This is a genomic window from Allokutzneria multivorans (assembly GCF_039537405.1).
GTDB classification, from domain to species: Bacteria; Actinomycetota; Actinomycetes; order Mycobacteriales; family Pseudonocardiaceae; genus Allokutzneria; species Allokutzneria multivorans.
This window is the reverse complement of record NZ_BAABAL010000016.1, coordinates 353,838-376,268: the sequence shown is the minus strand read 5'-3', so window position 1 is coordinate 376,268 and position 22,431 is coordinate 353,838. Positions and strand designations below refer to the sequence as shown.

The window sequence follows — 22,431 nt, the reverse complement described above, 5'->3', positions numbered from 1 at the left end:
AGCAGCGACCGCGCGGCGCGGGCCGCCCTGCGCAGCACCGGGCGGTGCGGGGCGGGCGGGGTGACCGGGGCGACGGAGACCGGCTCCGGCACGACGGCGAGGCGGACACGACCGGGGCTCACCGGGACGGACCTTCTCCGAGGGGAGCGCCTGACCTGGCTGGACCGCGCCGGTTGGGGCGCGGCGGCGAAGGCGGTGTCGTCCAGCACGGCGGCTGCGGCGTGTCGGCTCACGTGGACCTGGTTTCTCGTTCGACTCATCCTGTTCGCTCCCGTGAGGAGCGGGGCGCGGAGTGGAGTCGCGAGAGCAGTCCAGTCCGACCAAGTGGATCTTGACAGGACTGGGTGGACCGCGCCAGGGGAGTCAACCGGAGGACGGAGAGCGACGACGTCCCTGCCAGGCACAACGGTGCGCCCCTGACAAAGATCACCCATTCGAGTTAGTGCGCTTACCGCGTGCTGTGCGGCACTCACCCCCCACGCCCGGGGCGCCGCGCTTGACTCCGCCGTTCGGTGGTAAGCAGCACCCATGACCGCGAACAAGGACTCCGACTCCGCTGTCCGGACACTGGTGGACCGACGGGCCGGGGACGTGGTCGGCGCCTACCTCCGCGAGCAGGTGGACGTCGTGCTGTTCCAGGAGGGCCGGGTCCGGCACCGCGAGCCCGACGCGCTGCGCAGACTGCGGGTGGGCGTGCGCAGGCTGCGCAGCGGCCTGGAGGCCTTCCCCCGCTTCCTCGACGCCGAGCACGCGCGGTTCGTCGTCGCCGAGCTGTGCTGGTTCAACACCATGCTCGGCGACGCGCGGGACCTGGAGATGGTGCAGGCCAGGCTCAACGGCCAGATCGCGCTCGTGCCGAGCGACCTCGTTCGCGGCCCCGTCGCCGCGCGCGCCGACACGTTCTTCTCCGGGCGGCGCATCGAGCTGCACGAGCGCGTTGTGTCCACTTTGGACAGTTCGCGGCAGGCCGCGCTGCACGTGGCGATGGAACGGATCTTCGAGCACTCCTCCCCCGACGCGTCCCTCTCCGCCGCCGCCGCGCTGCCCGGCGAGGTCGCCCGCTCCTACCGCCGCCTGGAGTCCCGGATGGCCGCCGTCGCCGAGTACCGGCACCCCGGCCCCGAGCGCGACGAGGCCCTGCACGACGTGCGCAAGGCCGCCAAGTGCGTGTGGGACGCCTCCATGGCCGCCGCCCAGGTGTGCGGTCGCCCCGCCGTCCGCTTCGGCAAGCAGATGCGCGACCTCCAGCGCTTCCTCGGCGTGCACCAGGACAGCGTCGTGTGCCGCCGCCTGCTGCGCGCCCTCTCCGACGAGGCCGAGCAGCACGGCGAGAGCGCCTTCACCTACGGCCTGCTCTACGCCCGGGAGGAGCACCGCGCCCACGACGTCGAACACGGCCTCCCCGGCGAGTGGCGCCAACGCACCCGCCCCAAACACCGCCAGTGGCTCACCCCCACTCGCGCCCACCCTTAAGCCCCGAACGACCCCTTCAGGTACTCCACCGCACCAAACGACCCGTTCAGGGCTCCCAGTGCACCAAACGACCCGTTCAGCGCGCTCAACGCACCAAACGGGTCGTTCAGGGCTCCGACCACGCGCGCCAATGACCCGTTCATGTGGTTGAGCGCGCTGAATGACTCATTGAGGTACTTCAGCGGCCTGAATGAGTCATTCAGGTACTTGAGCGTCCTCAATGAGTCATTCAGGGAGCACGGAGTGCCTCGCCGAGCCTCACCGAGGCGGTCAGCGGAGGCGGGTCAGCCGAAGCGGTCGGTGAAGGAGGTCAGGGTAGGAGGAACGTGCGGATCTGGTCGGCGACGGGGTCGGGAGCGGCCCAGAAGGCGCCGTGGTCGTGGTCGGCCAGGGTTAGCACGGTGACGTTCGGCAGGATCGCGGCCAGGGCGGCGGCGCCGGTGCGCATGAACGCCTCACTGTTGCCGCCGACGGAGACGGCGATCGGCGCGTCGATGCTCCAGCGGTCGGTGGGCAGCGGTGCGCCGTCCTGGAGACCGCGCCAGATCCGGCCGTCGTAGGCGTAGGTGTGGGCGTAGGCGGCCATCTCCGCCCAGGACGGGTCCGCCTTCATCATCGGGATGTACTCGGCGGGGACACCGACCACCTCGGTCATGAAGTACTCGTTGGCCTCACTGCGCTTACCGGCCGCGACCAGCGCCTCCAGGTGCTCGACGGAGTCGGCGGGGACCGGTGGCCGGGAGTCGTCGACGATGAACGGGGGCTCGTAGAGGTAGAGGCCGCTGACCTTGCCGCCCAGCGCGCTGGCCGCGTCCAGTGCTAGCCCGCACGCGCCGGACCCGCCGGTCAGGGCGGCGGAACCGCCGAGGACGTCGATCAGTGCCGAGATGTCGTCGATCTCCCGCGCGGGGTCGTAGGGCTGCGGGTCGCCGCTGGCACCTCGGCCGCGACGGTCGAAGGTGATCACGGTGAAGTCCTTGGCCAATGCCGTGACCAGGCCCGCGACGCTGGTGTGGTCCCCCGCGACGTTGCTGACCACGATGATCGCCGGGCCTGAGCCGCTCTGCTCGTAAGCGATCGTGGTGCCGTCGGCCGAGGTGATGGTGAGCATGGTCGCTTCTCCTTCAGTGGGATCGTCCAACAAGCTGCCGAGCCGGTCGAGCGCCTCGGCGTAGCCACCGGCCATCTGCAACTCGACGGCCCGTTGCAACGCCGCGCTGTCGGGGAAGCTCGCCGCGACCTCGACGGTGCAGCCGGTTCCAACAGCGGTGAAGGTGACCGTGGTGGGAAAGGTGTCGCCGGGCTGCCACGCCTCGTCGGCGAACGCGTCGTCGTAAGCCAGTTCGGCACGCGGAAGGACCGCGTTGTAGGTGGCGACACAGCGGACCGCTGCCGCCGAGCCGTCCACCGGCGCGATCTGGAACCGCCAGCGACCGCCGGGGCGAACGTCCATCTCGTACACGGTCGCCGCCCACCCCTGCGGCCCCCACCAGCGACTGATCGCCTCCGGGTCGGTCCACGCCCACCAAGCGCGGTCGACACCGGCGGCGTAGGTGCGGCTGATGTGGACGACGTTGTTCGTCCTGTCGATCACGATGCCGTCGGGCACGATCGCTCTCCTCACTCGGGTGCGCGGTCGTCGTCGAGGAACGAGCCGAGGCGGTCCATCCGCCGCTCCCACAGCGCCGCGAAGCCCTGCGCCCAGTCGCTGATCACGTGCATCGCATCGGGGCGCAGCTGGTAGATCCGCTGCTGGGCCCGCTTGGTCGCCTCGACCACGCCCGCCTCCGCGAGCAGCCGCAGGTGCCGGGACACCTGTGGCTGCCCCATGCCGAGCGCGTCGACGATGCCGCCGACCGGCTGCGGCCCGTCCTTCAGCACCTCGACGATCCGGAACCGGTTCGGCTCCGAGATCGCCGCCATCCGCTGCTGCACCGTGGAGCTCATACCCTGAATATACGCACAGCCATATATACACGCAAGTACATACGAGAGGCGGATCTACGGGCGCGGGGAGGAGCGGAGTGCTGCCTGGGCAACGTGGCGGAGCACGAGCGTCGGCAGGAGCGCGCCGACGGTGAGCGAGGCGATGAACGTGCCCGCGACCTCCGCGAGCTCCTTGGCCTCGGCGTCGCCGACCGCGCCGGGGAGCAGTCCGCCGAACTCACCGCCGGAGCCCTCGGCGGTGTGGTCGAGCCCCACGCTGACCACGGTCGCCCCCTGCTTCACGTGCTTCGGGGTGATCAACCCGCCCCGCCCCACCACGGACACCAGCACGTCCGCCGAAGCCGTGATGTCCGCGAGACCGGGATCGCGGCCGGAAACCAGGGTGACGGCGGCGGCCCGCAGGTGGGACAGCAGCGCCAGCTCGACGGGCTTTCCCTTGCCCACTACCACGATCCGCTGCCCGGAGAGCGCGATGCCGGCGTGCCGCAGGAGTTCCACGACTGCTACGGCGGCCACGGGCGAGAACGCGGACAGGCCGTGCGCGATCCTGCCGACGGAGAGCGGGTTGGCGCCCTCGACGTCCTTCGCCGGAGCGATCCGCTCGCGCAGCCCTTCCTCGCCGAGGAAGCTCTCGGCGACGCTCACCCCGTGCACTCCGGGGTCGGCGGAGAGCTCGTCGAGCACGGCGGCGAGGTCGGCGGCGGGCGCGTCCACCGGGAGCACGCGGAGCACGACGTCGATGCCCAGCTCGGCGCCGTCCCAGCTGAGCTGTTCGCCGTGCAGCGCGCCGACGGGGTCCTCCTCCGGGATCAGCGCGACGAGCTGGGGCCGCGCCGGAAGGGCGGCGACGGTGTCGGCCACCTCCGCGTACAGCGCCTCGGCCAGCGGCGAGCCGTCGATCTCCCGGAGTGCGTGCATGGGCATGGATGCTAGGTCAGCGCGTGCCCACGAATCCGCTTTCGTAGGCGATGATCACCGCTTGCGTGCGGTCGCGGGCGCCCAGCTTGCCGAGCACGTTGCCGACGTGCGTTTTCACCGTCTCCACGCTGACGACGAGCTCGGCGGCGATCTCCGCGTTCGTCAGACCCTTCGCCACCAGCCGAAGCACCTCGGCCTCGCGCTCGGTCAGCTGGGCGCTGGAGAGCGCGTCCCGCTCGTCCCCAGCGTGACGCTGCGCCAGCTCGCGAATCGCTCCGGGGAACAGCAGTGAGTCGCCGCTGGCCACCGTGCGCACGGCCTGCACGATCTCGGCCGGGCGGGCCCGCTTGAGCAGGAAGCCGCTCGCGCCCGCGCGCAGGGCGTCGTAGACGTAGTCGTCGTTCTCGAACGTGGTGACCACGAGGATCTTCGGCGGCTCGGCCATGGTCGACAGCAGGTGACGGGTCGCCTGGATGCCGTCGACAGCGGGCATGCGCACGTCCATGAGCACCACGTCGGGCCGCAGCGAGCGCACCAGCGGCACCACTTCGGCGCCGTCAGCGGCCTCGCCGACGACCTCGAAATCGGGCTCGGCGCTCAGGATCGCGCGCAGCCCCGTGCGGATCAGGTCCTCGTCGTCGACGAGCACGATCGTCGTTGTCATCTGTCCCCCATCGGGAGGGTCACCACGACCCGCCACTGTCCGTCGTCCGCTCCTGCGGCGAACTCGCCGCCGAGCACGGTCACCCGCTCCCGCATGCCGGTCAGTCCCCTGCCACCGCGCCCCGACGCCTTCGTCGCGCGCGCCGGATTCGCGACTTCCAGCTCCAGAACCCGCTCCAGCACGGCGATCCGCACCCGGACCTCCACTTCGCCGGCGTGCCGCAGCGCGTTGGTGAGGCACTCCTGCACGATCCGGTAAGCCTCCCGCGAGACCGCTGGGCGAACCCGTTCCAGGTCTCCGGTCAGCTCGGCGCTGACGCGTGGTTTGTCCAGCAGTGAACGGATGTCCGCGAGCGTTCGCTGCGGTGTCGTGCCCGCCGCGCGCTCCTCGCGCAGCAGGCCGAGCACGTGATCGAGGTCCTCCAGCGCGGTCCGCCCGGCCTCCTCGATCGCCAGCAGCGCCGCGCGCACGAACTCCGGATCGCTGTCGAGCACCAGCCGGGCCGCGCCCGCCTGCACCGTGGTGACGGTGAGCGCGTGCCCGACCGAGTCGTGCAGTTCGCGCGCGAGCCGGTTGCGCTCGGCAAGCTGCTCGGTGCGCCGTTCCAGGCTCGCGATGCGCTCCTCCGGCGACGGCCCCAGCAGCACCGGCGCGAGGTTCCGCATCAGCACGCCGAGCCAGAAGATCACGTACAGCGACGCGGCGAACAGCGCCAGGCCGAGGGGCACGCCCCACAGCGCCTCGACGCCGCTGGCGAACTCGATGACACCTTGGGCAGCGAACTCGATGCGCTGCGCGGGAACGACCGGGGAGATGAACAACGCGATGCCGAAGGTCGGCGCGAGCAGCGTGATCACCGCGACGACCCCGCCGCCGACCATGTGCAGCAGGAACCAGGCCGCCGTGCGCCACCGAGTCCGCCACGAGCGCCCGTCCTCGGCGGAGTAGTCCGGCAGCGGCACGCCCAGCAGCGCGCGCACGGCGACGATCTCCACCATGCGCACGGCCGGGATGAAGCCGGTGACCACCGGCGGCACCACCAGCGCCAGCACCATGATCACCACCTGCGCGGGCGGCCACGGGAACCACCCGCCGACCACCGTGCCGATCCCGGCGTCCAGGCCGATGAAGGACAGCAGCAGCGCCCCACCGGGCAGCAGCAAGATCCACGAGCGGAAGGTGAAGCGGCTGACCAGCGGCCCCAGCGCACGACGAAGAGCAGCGCTGATGCTCGATCCCGCGAGCGGATCACCGGTCACGGCACGAATGGTCGCAGACCGCACAGACATCCATCTCCCCCGCGAGAGGGAGGCGCCTCATGCCTCGGTGGGAGTCGCTGCGAGCGCGCGCTGGACATGCTGGCTCCGGGTGATCGGCCTGGGCGCTGGGGGTGTCCAGGCCGATCAAAGCGGGAAGAGCGGGAGGAGCGGCGTGACGGGCAAGCCGGACCTGCGCGGCCCACTCGCGATCATGGCGAGCCGTGGAGCGGCCGCGCTCGCCCTCCTCTACGCCGGGATGAGGGCGTACTGGGCGCTCGGCGGACAGGCTCTGCTGGACTCGGTCGGCGTCGGCGAACGACTTCTCAGCGATTCCCTGCTCCCGCCGCCGACCCTTGTGCTCGCGGCGCTGGCGATAGCCGCTCTGCCGATCGGGCTCCTGCGATCGCGATTTCGGCGCGCATTGCTGATTCCGACGTGGATCGCCGTCGCGGCGTTGGCGGCGCGCGGGATCGCAGGCTTGTTGCTGCTGCATCCGCTCCGCGATGCCGTCGCCCCGATGGACACGGCCGCGACCATGGCCCTCGCTGTGTATTCGCCGATCTTCCTGCTGTGGTCGGCGCTGCTCAGCGGCTCCGCGATCCTTTCACGGACGCATTAGCGAACGCCTTTACCGCACATCTTTGAATTTGACCATATCGATTCTTTAAAGCAGTAGAATGCTACCGTTGCGGCATCTGAATCCGATTCCCGCGCCCATTCACACCGGGATCGCGCAGGAGGTGCTGTGACCAAAGGTCTCTTCGACGCGCCGCCGGACCCGACCGGGATCTCCGGCAACGCGGAGCTGATCGCCAAGCTCAACGAACTGCGCGGCTGGGCAGGCACACCGTCGCTGCGCAGGCTGCGCGTGCTCGCTGGGCCCTCCGACGCGCTTCCGCCAGCGACCGTCTCCGACATCCTGACCGGGAAACGCCTGACAAGGCCGCCCCGGCTGGAGTTCGTCGAGGCGTTCGTGCTCGCTTGCCTTCGCGCGAGTGAGCACGACGAGTCGGCACTCTCGGCGTGGACGGCGGCGTGGCGCGCGCTCGGCGCCGCGGCGCACACACCATCGCCGCCGGTCGTCGTCGAGCGGGAATCGCGTGCCCCGTGGTGGCTCCGGCGCTCGGTCCGAGTCGCGCTCGCGCTGCTGTGCCTGTCTGTGTTGCCAGGTACGCAAACCGCTCCCGTGCACGCCAAGCCCGTGGCCGTGTGGAAGCTAGACGACTGTTCTGGGACCTCAGCTTCCGACTCCGCCGGAGGGACAGCTGCGCAGCTGAGCGGAGGCGTCGCACTGACACCGGCTGGCGCGGAGTTCGACGGCAGCGGGCGCGTTTCGACCGACCACCGCATTCTCGCTCCCGAGAAGGGTTTCAGCGTGACCGCGTGGGTGCGGCTCGCGGCGACCGGCGACTGGGCGACGGCGGTCAGCGCGCGGGGCGGCGCGTTCGACTCGTTCCTTCTCGGTTACAACGGCGACGCCGACGCGTGGTCCTTCGCCGCACCGCACACCGACGACGGCGACGTGATCAGCGCTGCGCTGTCCGGTACGGCGCCGCGCCGGAACAGGTGGACGCACATCGGCGGCGTCTACAGCGCGGCCGCGCGCAAGCTGATCCTGATCCTCTACGTCGACGGAGCCGCGGTCGGCTCCAGTGAACTGCCCGGCGGCCTCCGCGGGGCGACAGGTGCCTTCGACATCGGCCGCGCCGTCTACAGGGGACGGCACAACTCGGGCTGGCGCGGCTCGATCCGCGACGTGCGGCTCTTCGACCGGCCGATCGGGCGTTCTGAGCTGAGCGCGCTCGCCGACGCGAAGATTTCCGGCTGACCATCAGTCCAGCAGGAAAAACCCTTGTCCTCGCGTCCAAGTCCGTCCGGGACGCGAAGGAGTTGTTGCCGGACACCGGCCGCGCCGAAGAGGTTCGTCCCCTGCCCCAGAAGCTCCACCGAAGGGAACACTCGTGTCAGGACCCGGGCACCGGCCGCCCCTGACCGCGCCGACCACCGACGCCCCACCGGCGAGCACGGAGATCACCGTGGTCGGCGGCGGTCTCTTCGGAGCGGCCTGCGCCTACTGGCTGGCCAGCTCCGGCAGGCGCGTCTCGGTCATCGAAGCGGGCAGCCTCGCGGGCGGGGCCAGCGGCAGCGGCGCCGGTCTGGTCGTGCCCACCACGCCAGAGCCCTACGAGCGGGCGGCCGAGCGGCTGGGCCAGCGCACCGCGCGACAGGTGCTGCGGATCGCCGAGAAGGGCTTCACGCTGCTCCGCAAGGCCACCGAGAACGGCGAGGTGGACTGCCCGGTCAACACCGAAGGCCACATCCAGCTCGCCGTCGGCGAGGAGCGGACGGCCGCTCTGGCCACGCGCGCGCGGGCGCTGCGGGCCGACGGCGTCACGACCGAGTGGCTCAGCCCGCGCGACCTGCGCGCGGCGGTCACCACGCCGCTCGCCGCAGACGTGCGCTGCGGCCTGCTGCTGCCAGGAGGTGCGCTCGACCCGACGCTGCTGGTGCTCGCGCTGCTCAAGGCGGCGATGGACCTCGGGGCCACCGTGCACACGGGGACCGCGGTGATCGACGTGAAGCAGGCGGCCAAGGGCGTGCGCGTGATGACCACGCGGGGTCTGGTGCGCTCGGACGCGGCGATCGTGGCGGTCAACGCGTGGAGCGGGCGCCTGGTGCCCGACCTGGACCGGGTGATCACCGCGAGCCAGGCGCAGGTGCTCGCCACGGAAGCGCTGCCCGCCATCTTCAGCACCGGCATGTCGGCCACCGTCGGCGCCAACGGCACCTACTGGCAGCAGACCAAGGACGGCAGGGTGATCCTGGGCGGCTACGGGCCCGCGGTCTCCGTGCGAGCGGGCAACTCCGGCCCGCTCGACCGCAAGCCGGAGGACGCCGTGCACGCGGCGCTCACGCGGGCGCTGCCCAGGCTGTTCCCGGCGATCGGCCAGTTCCGGGCGACGCAGCGCAGGGCCGCTCCGGTCGCGCGGACCGCCGACCGGCTGCCCGTCGTGCACCGCGTCGACGAGAACGTCTGGGCGGGCAGTGGCTTCGATCTCAACGGCCTGCCGTTGGCCATGGCGCTCTCCCGCGCGCTGGCCATCGCGGTGCCCTCCGGCTGGGCGCCCGCCGAGCTCGCCCCGTTCGCGCTCTGCCGCCCGTCACTGCGCCCGGCAACCGTCTGAGCTGGGCGTACGGGACTGACCGGACGTGTCCGGGTGAGCCCGAACGGGGTGCGGGAGGACTCTCCACGGCCGGAGTGTCGAGTTGTCCGATCCGTCCAGTTCGGGAGAGACGCATGACCGTCCTTCGCACCGCGACCGCCGCCACCGTCATCGGCGGCATCGACGGTTCCTGCGGGGAGTAGGCACGATCTCGCGCCGGAACACTGACGCGCGCTGTCAGGTTTCGGCGCGACCATCGTCGTCAACGACGCGACGACGACGGGAAGACGACATGCGGCTGGACGGCAAGATCGCCGTGGTGACCGGAGCGAGCAGGGGCGCGGGACGCGGGATCGCCGCCGTGCTCGGCGAGCGGGGCGCGACGGTGTACGTGACCGGGCGCTCCAGCAGGGACGGCGGCAGCCCGACGGGTCGGCCGGAGACCATCGAGGACGCGGCGGAGGAAGTCACCGCGCGCGGCGGCAAGGGCATCGCGGTGCGCTGCGACCACACCGACGACGAGCAGGTCACAGCGTTGTTCGAGCGGGTCCGCTCCGAGTCCGGGCGACTGGACGTCCTCGCGTCCAACGCGTGGGGAGGCTACGAGAAGCGCGTGCTGACGCAGAAGTTCTGGGAGCTGGAGCCCGCGCACCTCGACCTGATGCTGGACGCGGGTCTGCGCGCGCACATGCTGGCTGTGCAGTTCGGCGCGCCGCTGCTGACCGAGACGCGCGGTGGGCTGGTCGCGCTGACCACGTGGGCGGTCTCCGACGACTACGGCAAGAACCAGAACCTCTACTACGACGTGGTGAAGACCGCGATCAACCGCGTTCCGGTGGGGTTGGCGGCGGACTTCGCGCCGTACGGGGTGACCGCGCTCGCGGTGTCGCCGGGCTGGATGCTCACCGAGTCGATGCGCGAGGCGCTCCCCGAAGAGCTGGCGCGGCTGACCGAGAGTCCGGAGTTCATCGGGCGCGCGGTCGCCGCCCTGGCCGCCGACCCCGATCCTTCCCGGCACACGGGCACCGTCCGCACGGTGGTGGAACTGGCCGAGGACTACGGGTTCACCGACCTCAACGGGCGTCCGTCGAGCCTGTGGTGGGACTCCTACCTCAAGGGCGTGAACCTGGCGGAGGGCGTCGGGTAGCTCAGCGCGCGGCCAGGTCCACCCGCTGCGTCCGCGACACCACGGTTTCCCCGCCCGGCCGCGAGGACAGCACCAGGTCCTCCGGCATCGGGCGGAACTCCGCGACGTTCGGCAGGCCGTAGCGGTGGCTCACCAGGCGCAGCGGCAACGGCCCGGTACCGCGCACTCGAAGCTCCACTTCAAGGCCCTCCGGCGGCACGGCGGTGAAGCCGAAGCCCCAGCTCCACGGCTCCCGCGCGAGCAAGCCCTTGGTGAGCTTGCCGAGCCGGACGTTCTGCACCGCGGCGTCGACGACCGTGTGCGCCGTCGTGTCCGCGTACACCGAAACTCGTTGCGCGCCAACGGCATCCACGCGCAACTGGAGCACGGTCGTGTCCTGCTCCCGCGAGACCCGCAGCACCGTGGCGCGCGGCGCGGGCACTGCGGCCAGCGAAGCGGCTCCGCCGTCGTAGTCGGCCTGCGAGCCGGGGTTCGCGTCCTGTTCGAGCGATTCCAGCTCGGGGTCGTCGGTGCCGGTGAGGTAGCGGCTCGTCCACGGCGACGGGTGCCGGTCGTAGCTGATCCAGAACGCCTTGCCGATGTCGGCTTCCATCACGTACAGCAGGCTCGTCTGGTGCGGGTGGTCGCGGTCGAAGCGGTCGACGACCACTCCGGCGACGAACAGCGCGACGGCCGCGATCACCGCTGCGGTCGCGATCAGCTTGGGGCGCTTGGGTTCCAGGATGTCGAGCAGCGGCAGCGCCAGCGCGACCACCATGATCGCCGCCACCAGCGGCGGCCCGGCGAAGGACAGCCCGCGCCAGGTGAAGTCGACCAGCGGCGTCATCAACGGCACCGCGAGCAGCGCCGCCGCCGCGAACGCCAGCCTCGGCCAGAACGGATCTTCGCCGCCCCACCGGAGGGCCACGAGCGCCGCGACACCGCCCAGCAGCAACGGGAGCGTGGTCACGTACGCGGCGCCCTTGAGCACGAAGGCGAACACCACCGCCAGCACCGCGAACCACGCCCACACGCCGAGCACGGTCTCCTCGGTCGTCCAGCGCCGCCGCGCCGCGCGGTACCAGGACACCGTGATCAGCGCGCTCAGCACGAGCAACCCGGCTTCGTAGAACTCCGACCGGTAGGTCACGTTGTGGGCGTAGTCCGGGCGGAGCACGTTCAGCAGCCACGAGGCCACGTGCGCCAGCATGTTCGTGACGGCGATCGGCAGGATGAAGGTGCCCGCCGCCAGGCCGATCGCCCGCAACCGCGCGCCCCTGCGCCGCACCGCGATCCAGCCGACCGCGCAGAACAGCAGCGCGGCGGCGATCGCGAGCGGGACCACCACCCAGTTCGGGTAGCTCAGCAGCACGCCGAACGCGGTGAAGTAGGTCGCGTTCCCGCGCGCGGCCTCGGCGAAATCGCGCTCCCCCACCGACTTCGCGAGCGCGAGCGCCTTGTCGCCGTGGTCCTGGACGCTGCCGGGGTCCACCGCCGCGACGGTGTCGGCTCCGGTGTGGTTGCGCGCGGCGACCTCGGTGAACGCGAAGCTCAGCCCGGCGAAGCCCGCCTTGCGGAACACCGCGAAGTCCGAGTCGTCCGGCACGATCCGGCGCAGCGCCCCGGCGAACGACCACGCCGACGGCTTGTCCACTGTGGACAGCGAGGGCAGCAGCCACGCGCTCGACCTGCCCGCATCGACCACCGTGGACGGTCCGCCCGAGCCCATCGCGTCGAAGCTGAGCACCGCCGTCGCACGCGGATCGAGCAGGCTCGCGCTCACAAAGGCTTGCGCGCCAAGCGATCCGGCTTCCTCGCCGTCGGTGAGCAGCAGCGCGACGTCGTTGCGGGGCCTCGGTCCGCTCAGCACGGCGCGCGCGGCTTCGAGCAGCGCCGCGACACCCGCGCCGTCATCCGCCGCGCCCGGCCCCTTCGACGTGGAGTCGTAGTGCGCCACCAGCAGCACCGTTCCCGTGCTGGCCCGCCCCGGGATGCGCGCGTACACGTTGCGCACCTCGCCGAAGTCGGCCTGCCGGTTGGCGGTGGCGCGCTGCACCGTCGGGTCGAGACCCAGCGAACGCAGCTGCCGCAACACGTACTCGCGCGCGTCCGCGTGGGCCTGCGAGCCGATCGGGCGCGGCCGGACGCTGATCGCCTTCAGGTGCGCCATGGCGCGCTCGGCGGAGAAGCCCGTCGCCGGAGCGCTCGCCGGGACCGGCGCGGGCGGTCTGATCTCCGCGAGGGACATCGCGAGCAGAAGGGCGAGCAGCACGAGGCAACCCGCTGCCACCCAGCGGTGCACCGCCCGCATGATCACGCCCCCTGTGCTTTTGTCGACACTGCGCTCCTGGTGATTCCCCCCGACGAACCTAGCTCACCCCGCCACGTCACCCCTCAGGAGCTAGGCGGGCATTTCCCAACCCCATAGTGTGAACCTATGGAGCTCGACATCCGGCACCTGCGGGTCATCTGCGCGATCGCGGACGCGGGCAGCGTGACCAAGGCCGCGACCTCCCTCGGACTCTCCCAGCCCTCGCTCACCGGGCAGCTCCAGCGGATCGAGACCCTGCTCGGCGGCAAACTGTTCCTGCGCGGCCCCGACGGCACCGTGCCCACCGACCTCGGCACCTTCGTCATCTCCAGGGCGCGCGCCGTCCTGCCCGCCATCGACCAGCTCCAGGCCGACGCCATCCGCCGCGCCGGAGCGCAGCAGGACCTGCGGCTGCTCCGCTACGGCGCCGCACCCGGGCCGCTGATGGTCGGCCTGCTCGGCAGGCTCCGCGAACTGCTCCCCGACGCCGAGGTCACCCTGCGCACCGAGACCTCCTCGGCGACCCTCGTCGACCTCGTGGCCTCCGGCCGCCTCGAACTCGCCGCGATGCTCGAGTACCCCGACCACGAGGTCGCGCCCCGCCCCGAGGTCGAACGCCGCGTCGTCGCCACCGAGCCCAGCTTCGCGCTGCTGTCCAGCTCCCACCCCCTCGCCGCGCTCCGCGAACTGACCCTGACCGACCTCGCCGAGGAGCAGTGGGTCATCCCCCCGCCCGGCGACCGCTTCCGCGAGTACTTCGCCATCGCCTGCCAGAACGCCGGCTTCCGCCCCAAGGTCAGCCACGAGACCGAGGCCTCCGGCGCCCGCGACCTGATGATGGCCGGCCAGGCGGTCGCGATCGGCCAGGCCACGTTCCGCGAAACCCCCGGAGTGGTCGTGCGCCCGCTCGTCGACGTGCCGATGCGAGTGCGGCACGTGCTGGTGTGGAACCGGAGCGGATCGCTGACCCCGTTGGCGGAGAGACTCCTGGCCGCCGCGCGGTCGGCGTACCAGGAGGCGGTGGACCGGAGCCCGGAGTACCAGCGGTGGCTGGCCGAGCACGGCGCCCTGCGCGGCTGAGCTCTTGGGTTGCGGCCGCGGGTTCGCGGCTGCGGGTTTGGGTGTCTTCAAGACCAGCGAACCCACCTCTTGATCATCGTTAACCGCCGCAAACCGCTGTGTTGGTGATGGTTTGTGGCTGTGTTGCGGGATGGGTTTTTTCTTTAGCTCATTCCAGCCGGGTACGGCTGCGCTTCCAGGCCGGGTACCGCTGGACTTCCCGATGGGGTACGGCTGGGCTTCCAAGCCGGGAACGGCTGGACTTCCTGGCCGGGAACGGCTGGACTTCCAAGCCGGGTACCGCTGGACTTCCAGGTCGGGAACGGCTGGACTTCCAAGCCGGGTACCGCTGGACTTCCAGGTCGGGAACGGCTGGACTTCCAAGCCGGGTACCGCTGGACTTCCAGGTCGGGAACGGCTGGAGCCTTTAGCTCTTTCCAGCGGGGTGCGGTCGCGCTTCCAGGTTGAGTTGGGTGCGCGGGGCGTGGGTTGCTGCGTGGGGGTCGGCTTGACCTGGGGGCCCTTGCGCGTGCCGTCATGGGCCGGACGGGCACGGTGAAGGATCACCGGCCCACGCGGGCAAGCGTATGGCACGCGCACCCCAGGTAAAGCCGACCCGGTTTCGCAGGCGACCGGCGGTTTCGTTGCGGGTAGTGGGTTCTGTGGTTGCGTCGACGGAGTCGACGAACAAAGCTGTTGTGGCTCAACGTGATTCACTCGTTGGGGACAGGATCTCGATCTTCGAATTTGAGACAATAGAAAGGAGAAGCGAGGGGGAGAAAGTTGTTTGATACCAACGCAATGATCGAATCCCTGAAGGTGCATCTGGGTCAGCGTGATGCGTATCGGTTGACCGGTGATGCGCTGCTGGAGCATTTGCGTGAGCATGAGACGATCTTGAATTTGGTGACTGCTTCGGCGATCGAGGTCGCTGCTGAGGCGGAGTCTCAGGGGTTGCCTGCGCGGGAAGGGTGTAAGGATCTGGCGGTGTTGTTGCGCGCCACGGTGAAGATCGCACCCGAAGACGCGAACCGGCGCAGTCGGTTGGTGAAACAACTGCCCTCGTTGGAGAGGACGAGGGAGAAGTTGCATGCGGGGGTGATCAGTGCCCGGCATGCGCAGATCATCGCTGACACCGTCGCGAAAGTGCCTGCCAAGAAAGCGGGCGCGGTGGAGAAGGAGCTGTGTCGTCACGCGCCCCGCCTCAACCCCCGACAGCTCATGTACGCGGCGAAGGTGACCCGGGCCCACTGCGACCCCGAAGGCACTTATCGGGATGAGAAGGAAGGTGTGGCGCAGCGGTCGGTGAAGATGGGCACCAACGAACACGGTCACCTGCACTTGATCGGGAGCTTTGACACGCTGACGGGGCAGAAGATCCAAGCGTTGATGCATGCCCTGGCCAAGAAGCGTCCGGGCGATGACCGCACGACCGAGCAGCGGTACGCCGACGCTTTCGCGGAAGTGATCGATTTGGCGTTGGCGACGAAGGTGTTGCCGACCAACGGGGGCGAACGTCCTCAGGTGATCGTCACGATCTCCTACGCCGATCTGATGGCCAGCCTCGGCACCGGCTACACCGCGTGGGGCGACCCCATCACCGCGCGCCTCGTCCGACAGATCGCCTGCGATGCCAACATCCTCCCGGTCCTCCTCGGCGGAGAAGGAAGACCACTCGACGTCGGACGCAACAACCGCACCGCGACCCCAGCCATGCGCAAAGCGTTGGCGGTACGGGACAAAGGATGCGCCTTCCCCGGCTGTGATCGGCCTCCGGCGTGGACGGAAGCCCATCACGTAGTGCACTGGCTCCACGGAGGCGACACCAAGATCGACAACCTCGTCCTGTTGTGTTCGCATCACCATCACGTGATGCACGACGAAGGCTGGAAGATCACCTTCCACGACGGCATCCCGACCTTCACCCCACCGAAGTGGGTCGACCCCGACCAGACACCGATGCGCAACATCAGAGTCGGCGAAAAGCTTGGCTGAACGCGGAAACGGGGCACCACCCGGAGGTGGCACCCCGTCTCGACAGGGACTACTTGGTCACGACGAGCGCGAAGTCAGCGTCGGTGTCCGGAGTCTCCCGGTGGGCGTCGACGTTGATCGCGTCCGCCGAGACCTCGATCTTCCAAGTGCCGGAAGCCGGCTTCTCGATGATCACGTTCTCGACGTTGTCGATCGTGTCGGCGGAACCGCCAGGGGTGGAGAAGTTGCCTGCGCGCAAGCCGTTGTTGCCCCAGTAGACGGTGCCGTCGGGCGCGGTGACCTTCAACGTCAGGTCGTTGACGAGAGTCTTGGCCGCAGAAGGAGCCGCCTCGGGGTCGCTGTAGGCGAGAGTGGCCTTCAACGGCTTGCTGCCATCGGTGGTGATCTCGTGAGTGCTGGTCTGGCCGACCTTGAGCACCTCGGACTCGTTCACCAGCACGGGCAGCTTCCACCCGTTCGACTTCGCCAGCTCGTACATGTTGCCGACACTGGCAGTGCCCCAACCCTGGTGCACACGAGTCAGATCGTGGGTCTCACCGGAGAACGTGTACTGGTTCGCGGTGTTGATCAGCAGCGCCTTCATGGTGGCGGCGTGCGGACGGCTGTCGAAGACGTCGCGCTTCTTGCCGGGACCGCCGTCGAAGACACCGTCGGCCCACATCTGGAACGCCAGACCCGCAGTGCCGCAGGTGATCGGCGTCGCGCCGCTGGTGCCGCCGAAGGACGTGGTGTAGGTGGCGTCACCGTTGGACGACGTGGTGTCGATGTTGTCGTAGTAGTGCGACACATCGGGCTTGATCCGGCCATCAGCGGCGGGACCGATGCTGGCGCCCCGGTTCCACTGGTCGTCAGCGCGGTCAAGGGTGTTCTTGTGGTACTGCGCCCCAACGGAAAGCACGTTCTTCGCCCACGCCTCAGGACGCGACTGCTGCGAACCGGCGTTGCTCTGCGAGTTGCAGATGAACAGATCGGTGTCGAAGATCGTCTTGTCGAAGGCGGACGAGATCGCGGTGTACGCCGTCGTCAGCGGGCTGCCCCAGCTGTTGGTCTGGAACACGGCGCGGTACTTGCCCGCCGGGTCCACCAACTCCTGAGTGTGCTTGTAGCGGTCAGGCTGCTGGTAAGCCGCGAAGATGCCCTGGCCCTCCGACAGCAGACCGCGCTGCTTCGCCGAAACACCCGAAGCGAAGATCTCGCCGTAGGTCGAGGTGCCGTGGCTCGGGCTGTTGCCGTTACCTCCGTGCATGACCGGCGGAGCCTTCTGGAACTCCTGGTGGGTCACCCTCAGCCCAGAGTCCATGACCTCGCCGCGCACACCCTCGCCCTTGTAACCACCAGCGGTCTCGATGGTGGTCGCGCCGACGTCCTGGCGCGCGAGGTCCATGTCCGTGCCGACCTCGCCGGTGTTCTTCTCCGCGGCGAGCACCTCGGCGCGCTTGGCGACAGACAGCAGCTGGTCGTGTGTCAGAACCGCCTCGACGTGCTGGCGGCTGGCGGAAGCGCTCTCCACCTTGCCGCCCAGCTTGCCGATCTCCGCGACGAGCGCGCCCTGGTCGGCGGCGTCAGCCTCGACCAAGGTCAGCAGGTAGCGGTGCTGCGGCAAGCGCTGCTTGGCACGGACAGCGTCAGCGAGACCGGGCGAGAGCTTGTCGCCCGCCTGGTAAGCGCCGACCCAACGGACGTAGTCCAGCTTCGCGACGCGCTCACTGGTGGCCTTGTCCATCCGCACCACGTAGGCGTAGTCGGGGATGAACGCGCCGACCCGGGCACCGAGGCCGCGCAGCTCCTTGCGCTGGGTGTCCAGCGGAGCGGCGGTGAACTGGACGAGGTAGACGCCGGTCTCCTCGGCGCGCAGCTCCCCGGCGGGGGCGTTGCGCAGCGCGTCGGCCGACTTCGGGTCGAACGAGCGGTTGACCAGGTGGATCTTCTTGGCGGTCGGGAGCTGGCGGCTCCAGCTCTTGCCGCCGTCGAAGCTGACCGAGAAAGAGCCGTCACCGGTGAGCCGGACCTGTTCGCCCGTGGTCTGGCCACTTGCGTTGACCACGCCGACCGAGAGCAGCACCGAGGTCGCGGTCGCCGCGACCAGCAGTGCGCGACGGGAACGCCGCATGGAGGGACCTCCTGACGCAGGAATGCAGGGACCCCGCGAACCCCAAGGGATTTCGCAGGGGGCAATAGCGACAGTAATGAGACCCAATAACCAATTCACCCAACTTAGGTCGGTGGCCAACACGACCTGTGAAGCGAGCCGAACAGAGCACGAAAGTTACTCCGATCAGCGCACCGAGCAGGGGTTTACCTGCGGATATACCACGGGAAAGAAAACCGGAAATGGCCCAAAAAAGGGATTTGCCATCAGCAAAACTGATACACAGCGACCACATGTCAAAAACTCGTCCCGAATGTCGACCGATCAGCGCTCACTCAGGTGGACGCAGGAGAGGCGCCCCAGGGAACGAGCAGTCGCGGCGCCCCGGAACCGTCCGCCGGCGCGCCCCACACATCGCTGCCGCCGCGCTCGTTCGGCAGCGAGTAAGCCACCGTCCGCGCGTCCAGCCACACCGCCTGGTCGTCCACGCTGCGCGTCTCCGCGAGGGGGGTCTCGGTCATCGTCGCGAGGTCGAGGACGTGCTCCCGCCACGGCCGGGCACCATCGGTGGAAACGCGCTTCTTGAAGGCCAGCCGCTTGCCGTCCGGGGACAGCGACGGGCACTCCGCGTTCTCGCGCAGCGCCCGCGCATCCCACGTGTCGTAGTCGCCCGAGACGAGGTGCGTGCGCCCGCCGGTGGCCACGGTGGCGTAGAAGTGCTTGTTGTCCTGGGCGAAGGTCACGCCCCAGTAGTTGATGTCCTCCGCGTGGTGGCGCTCGCTCCCGAGGAACAGCGGGATGCCCTCGATGTTGGAGTAGAGCTGGTCCTGCGCGCGGTCCATGATCCCGGTCCGCGTGGAGAACGTGCCGGGCTGCGTGTAGGTGTCACCGGTGACGAAGGTCGTCCACGACGCCATCGTCCCGTCCGGGGAAAGCTTGGCGCGGTTGGGAACTCCCGCCAGCTCCACCCGACGCACCTCGCGGAGGTCCTTGTCCACGAACACCGCCACGGCGCTGGGCAGCGGTCCTGGCGCACTGGCGAGACAGAGGCCTGCGCCAGCACTGACATAGAAGCGATCGCAGCTCAGCCCGCTGATCCGGCGTGGGCCGGTCGGATCGGCGAGCGAGACCGACGCGACCTTGCCGTGGTCCGGGCCGGGAGCGGTGTTGCGGAACACCAGGCGGCCCGGCTCGTCCAGCCGCACCGCGCCGGAGCGGTCGACGAGCACGGACGCGTCCGCCTGCTGGCGATCCGGCCGCTCCCCCATGGCGTGCACGGTGTAGGTGATCGCCGCACCGGCCAGCAGCAGGGTCGTGAGCAACGCCAGCAGAATCCGCTTGGTCACCGTGCAATCCTTCCGAACAGCGCGACGGCGAGGGTGGCCGCCGCCAGCGCGACCAGGGCGAGGGTGACCGCGGTTCCCATGCCCCACAACGTCCATGCCGCTCCGAAGAGGACGGAGGAGAACAGCTTCGCCAGCGCCTGACCGGTTTGCAGCAGCGCCATCCCGCTCGTCTTCAGCTCAGCGGGCAGCAGCGGACCGGCCGCCGCCATCAGCACACCGTCCGTGCAGGCGTAGAAAATTCCATGTGCGGCAAGGCTTGTCACGAGCAACAGCACACCGTCCGCCGCGCCGACCAGGAGCACGTAGGCGACGAGCAGCGACACGTGACCGGCCACGAATACCCGCCACCGGCCGAAGCGGTCCGCGAGGCGCCCCATCGGCACGGCGAGCAACAGGTAGACCCCTGCCGTACCGAGCGGCAGGATCGCGAAGTACTCCGGAGCGATGTCCAACCGCTTCTGCAGCAACAGGTACACGAAGGCATCGCCGACCGTGACGAGCCCGAGAACAACGGCCCAGCAGCAGATCCGCCGAAAATCCTTGTCCCGCAACAACCCGAAGGCCGCGCGCAGAGAAACAGCCGAGGAGCTCGCAGGCATCGGGCGGCGCTGATCGGTCACGAACAACCCGAGCAGCACCACGCCGAGCACCGCGAAGCAGAAGCTGACGAAGAACACCGTGTCGTAGCCGCCCGCCACCGTCCACAGCAGCAGGAAGGCCGCGAGCGGGCCGAGGAACGCGCCGACGGTGTCCATCGCGCGGTGCACGCCGAAGGCACGGCCGAGCGTGTCGGGGTTGCTGCTCAAGGAGATCAGCGCGTCGCGAGGAGCGGTCCGCAGCCCCTTCCCCGTGCGGTCGGCGGCCAGCACGAGCCCGAGCGCGGTGGCCGAGCCCGCCGCCGCGATCAACCCGAGCTTGGCCGCCGCCGAGACGCCGTAGCCGACACCGGCGACGAGCTTGCGCCGCTGCCAGCGGTCAGCGAGGGTGCCGCCGAAGACCCGCACGATCGCGGTCACCCCCGAGTACAGGCCGTCGAGAACGCCGAACTGAAGCGGCGAGAAACCCAGGCCCAGCACCAAGTACAGCGGCAGGACGGCCGTCACCATCTCCGAGGAGATGTCGGTGACCAGGCTGACCGCGCCCAGCGCGAGGACGTTCCCTGCGACCCGGCCCTGCTTTCGACCGTCCATGTCGGACAGACCGGATCGCGCTGATGCGATGTACATCGGACTTCCTCCCAGATGAGCGCGGTCAGCACGGATCTACCGGCAGGTGTAGGGACCGGCCTTGTCCAGCAGGGTCCCGCCGACGCCGACGATCTCCCAGGAGTAGGTCTTGCCCGAGAGCACCAGCTTCATCACGCCGTGCTTGGCGAAGGAGGACTCGACGCCCTCCCGCTTCTTGATCTGGGTGTAGAGGCTGTCCCCGCCGATGCCGACGATCGCCGAGCGCACCCCGTTGGCCTCATCGACCTTTCCCTGCGAGTTCAACGGCTTCAGCCGCTCGTAGTGGTGGTCGTGGCCGCTGAACACGAGGTCGGCGCGGGCCTTGACGAACTCGTCCCACACCGGCGCCATGAGCTTGTCGTCGCCGTACTTGCCGGAGTTGAAGCGAGGGTGGTGCCCGTAACCGACGACGCAGGACTTCGTGTTCGCCGCGAGGTCCCGCTTCAGCCACGCGAGCTGCTCGGCCTTCGAGCTGGCGCCGTTGACGATCGGGTCGGTGTCCAGCGCGACGAAGTGGAAGTCACCGATGTCGTAGCTGTAGTAGGGCTTTCCCTGAGGTGTTGCGATCGATCCGAAGTACTGCTTGTAGCCGTTGAGCTTGTCGTTCCACTCGTGGTTGCCAGGAGTCGGCTTGGTGATCGGCTTGAACTTGCCCCAGGACTTGTCGTAGTGCGCGCGGTACTCCGCGATCGTGCCGTCGTGGTACTGGTTGTCGCCGACGGTCAGCACGTACTGGGGGTTGATGCCCTCCACCAGTTTCGCGGTGTTGCGGTGGTTCTCCGGCAGATCAGGGCTCGCGATGTCACCGGAGACGACGATCGTCGTGCCGTTCGGGGAGCCGCCGGGCTTGGTGCTCGCCTGGATCGCCGCGCTCTGCGTGGAGACGTTGCCCGCCGCGTCGCGCGCGCGGACCGTGTAGGTGAACGCGGTCGCCGAGACCAGTCCCGTGTCGGTGAAGGACGTGCCCGCGGAGGTGCCGATCACGTTGCCGTTGCGCAGGATCTCGTAGCCGGTCACGCCGACGTTGTCCCGCGCGGGGTCCCACGCGAGGTCGATGCTGTCCGAAGTGGACGATGGGGAGCGCACCCCTGCGGGAGCCGACGGCGGCTCGACGTCCCCGCCGCCCGTGCGCGTGCCGTAGACCTCCAGTTCGAACAGCGAGTAGCCGTAGACGGTGGCGCGCTTGGTTCCCAGGACCCGGACGTACCGGGCGGAGGCGGCCAGCCCGGTGATCTCGTCGGTGCCACCGTCTCCCCCGGTGACCTTCTTCGCGTCCTTCCAAGCCTTTCCGTCCGAGGACACCTGGACCTGGTAGTCGCTGGCGTGCGCGGCCTCCCACGCCAGCTTCACCCTGCTGACCGTGGCGGGCCCGCCGAGGTCGACGGCGATCCACTGCGGATCGACGCCCTCGGCGCTCGCCCAGCGGGTGGCGATGTCACCGTCGACGGCGAGCGCACCGCCGGTGGTCTCGTCCTCCACAGAGGACACGGTGACGGGTTTGTTGTGGGACAACAGGTTCTCGGCCAGCAAGGCCTCGTTCCCCGAAGCCACCAGTGGTTGTGCGAGCAGGGCGACGGCGGCCAGCGGCGCGACGACGCGCCTGCCCCATCGGGATCGTGCGTTCACAATCTCTCCTCGGCGAGCCTATCGACGAAGACCGGGACGGGCGGCGGACGAACCGGCATCGGCGAGAAGTGTGTGAGCTGGCAAGGCAACTACTAGTAAGGCAACCATTAGTTAGGAAACTTACCTAACTGTTAATCCAGGCTGCCACGCCGTCGGCACACCGTCAACACTTCGGAATCGAAGCAGAACGTTCAGTGACAACAACGGCGACGGCCAGCCGTTCAGAGC

General features: G+C 69.5%; 18 protein-coding genes. 7 read left to right on the top strand and 11 right to left on the bottom strand.

The features are described 5' to 3' along the window. A partial coding sequence (locus ABD798_RS20685) for a hypothetical protein (protein WP_344877241.1) occupies nt 1–233 on the bottom strand: 233 nt, incomplete at its 3' end. Nucleotides 234–528: 295 nt separating this feature from the next. Between ABD798_RS20685 and ABD798_RS20680 the strand changes: the two genes are divergently transcribed. Continuing rightward, nucleotides 529–1,473, top strand: a complete 945-nt coding sequence (locus ABD798_RS20680) for a CHAD domain-containing protein (protein ID WP_344877239.1) — start codon at nt 529–531, stop codon at nt 1,471–1,473. A gap of 310 nt (nt 1,474–1,783) precedes the next feature. Here ABD798_RS20680 and ABD798_RS20675 read toward each other — a convergent pair whose 3' ends face one another. The 5 genes from ABD798_RS20675 to ABD798_RS20655 are packed head-to-tail and all read right to left on the bottom strand — an operon-like array spanning nt 1,784 to nt 6,261. Further along, the gene (locus ABD798_RS20675; protein ID WP_344877237.1) at nt 1,784–3,082 is read right to left on the bottom strand and encodes an alpha/beta fold hydrolase; all 1,299 of its coding nucleotides are present in this window, start codon (nt 3,080–3,082) and stop codon (nt 1,784–1,786) included. An 11-nt stretch (nt 3,083–3,093) separates the two neighbouring features. Next, nucleotides 3,094–3,420 (bottom strand): ArsR/SmtB family transcription factor, encoded by a 327-nt coding sequence (locus tag ABD798_RS20670; RefSeq protein WP_344877235.1) that lies wholly within the window; start codon nt 3,418–3,420, stop codon nt 3,094–3,096. Nucleotides 3,421–3,474: 54 nt separating this feature from the next. Next, the gene (locus tag ABD798_RS20665) at nt 3,475–4,338 is read right to left on the bottom strand and encodes a tetrahydrofolate dehydrogenase/cyclohydrolase catalytic domain-containing protein (protein WP_344877233.1); all 864 of its coding nucleotides are present in this window, start codon (nt 4,336–4,338) and stop codon (nt 3,475–3,477) included. A 16-nt stretch (nt 4,339–4,354) separates the two neighbouring features. Beyond that, entirely contained in the window at nt 4,355–5,002 is a 648-nt protein-coding gene (locus ABD798_RS20660; protein ID WP_344877231.1) for a response regulator, read from the bottom strand. After that, nucleotides 4,999–6,261, bottom strand: coding sequence for a sensor histidine kinase (locus tag ABD798_RS20655; RefSeq protein WP_344877229.1), 1,263 nt, complete (start codon nt 6,259–6,261; stop codon nt 4,999–5,001). The genes ABD798_RS20660 and ABD798_RS20655 overlap by 4 nt, the downstream gene beginning before the upstream one ends. 172 nt (nt 6,262–6,433) lie before the next feature. On the opposite strand from ABD798_RS20655, the gene ABD798_RS20650 reads away from it, so the two are divergent. The 4 genes from ABD798_RS20650 to ABD798_RS20635 all read left to right on the top strand — a co-directional run bounded on the left by ABD798_RS20650 (nt 6,434) and on the right by ABD798_RS20635 (nt 10,572). Continuing rightward, complete coding sequence (locus ABD798_RS20650) at nt 6,434–6,880, top strand: hypothetical protein (RefSeq protein ID WP_344877227.1); 447 nt, start codon at nt 6,434–6,436, stop codon at nt 6,878–6,880. A 126-nt stretch (nt 6,881–7,006) separates the two neighbouring features. Then, nucleotides 7,007–8,089, top strand: a complete 1,083-nt coding sequence (locus ABD798_RS20645; RefSeq protein WP_344877225.1) for a LamG domain-containing protein — start codon at nt 7,007–7,009, stop codon at nt 8,087–8,089. 133 nt (nt 8,090–8,222) lie between these two features. After that, the gene (locus tag ABD798_RS20640; RefSeq protein WP_344877223.1) at nt 8,223–9,446 is read left to right on the top strand and encodes an NAD(P)/FAD-dependent oxidoreductase; all 1,224 of its coding nucleotides are present in this window, start codon (nt 8,223–8,225) and stop codon (nt 9,444–9,446) included. Between the two features lie 271 nt (nt 9,447–9,717). Further along, nucleotides 9,718–10,572: an SDR family oxidoreductase gene (locus tag ABD798_RS20635; protein ID WP_344877221.1), complete on the top strand. Its 855-nt coding sequence runs from the start codon at nt 9,718–9,720 to the stop codon at nt 10,570–10,572. Nucleotide 10,573: 1 nt separating this feature from the next. On the opposite strand, the gene ABD798_RS20630 is transcribed toward ABD798_RS20635, so the two are convergent. Then, nucleotides 10,574–12,862 carry a M20/M25/M40 family metallo-hydrolase gene (locus tag ABD798_RS20630; protein WP_344877418.1) on the bottom strand — a complete coding sequence of 763 codons (2,289 nt, stop codon included), beginning with the start codon at nt 12,860–12,862 and terminating at the stop codon, nt 10,574–10,576. A 126-nt stretch (nt 12,863–12,988) separates the two neighbouring features. Here ABD798_RS20630 and ABD798_RS20625 point away from each other — a divergent pair, with 126 nt between their 5' ends. After that, entirely contained in the window at nt 12,989–13,942 is a 954-nt protein-coding gene (locus ABD798_RS20625; RefSeq protein WP_344877219.1) for a LysR family transcriptional regulator, read from the top strand. A gap of 762 nt (nt 13,943–14,704) precedes the next feature. Continuing rightward, complete coding sequence (locus tag ABD798_RS20620) at nt 14,705–15,916, top strand: HNH endonuclease signature motif containing protein (RefSeq protein ID WP_344877217.1); 1,212 nt, start codon at nt 14,705–14,707, stop codon at nt 15,914–15,916. 49 nt (nt 15,917–15,965) lie between these two features. Here the strand turns inward: ABD798_RS20620 and ABD798_RS20615 are convergent, their stop codons facing one another. The 4 genes from ABD798_RS20615 to ABD798_RS20600 all read right to left on the bottom strand — a co-directional run bounded on the left by ABD798_RS20615 (nt 15,966) and on the right by ABD798_RS20600 (nt 22,203). After that, nucleotides 15,966–18,026, bottom strand: a complete 2,061-nt coding sequence (locus ABD798_RS20615; RefSeq protein WP_344877215.1) for a S8 family serine peptidase — start codon at nt 18,024–18,026, stop codon at nt 15,966–15,968. 314 nt (nt 18,027–18,340) lie between these two features. Next, nucleotides 18,341–19,351 (bottom strand): TolB-like translocation protein, encoded by a 1,011-nt coding sequence (locus ABD798_RS20610; protein ID WP_344877213.1) that lies wholly within the window; start codon nt 19,349–19,351, stop codon nt 18,341–18,343. After that, nucleotides 19,348–20,577, bottom strand: coding sequence for an MFS transporter (locus ABD798_RS20605; protein ID WP_344877211.1), 1,230 nt, complete (start codon nt 20,575–20,577; stop codon nt 19,348–19,350). Before ABD798_RS20605 ends, ABD798_RS20610 begins: the two co-directional genes overlap by 4 nt. A gap of 36 nt (nt 20,578–20,613) precedes the next feature. Further along, on the bottom strand, nt 20,614–22,203 hold the full coding sequence (locus tag ABD798_RS20600) for a galactose-binding domain-containing protein (RefSeq protein WP_344877210.1): 1,590 nt from the start codon (nt 22,201–22,203) through the stop codon (nt 20,614–20,616). Nucleotides 22,204–22,431: the final 228 nt, after the last annotated feature.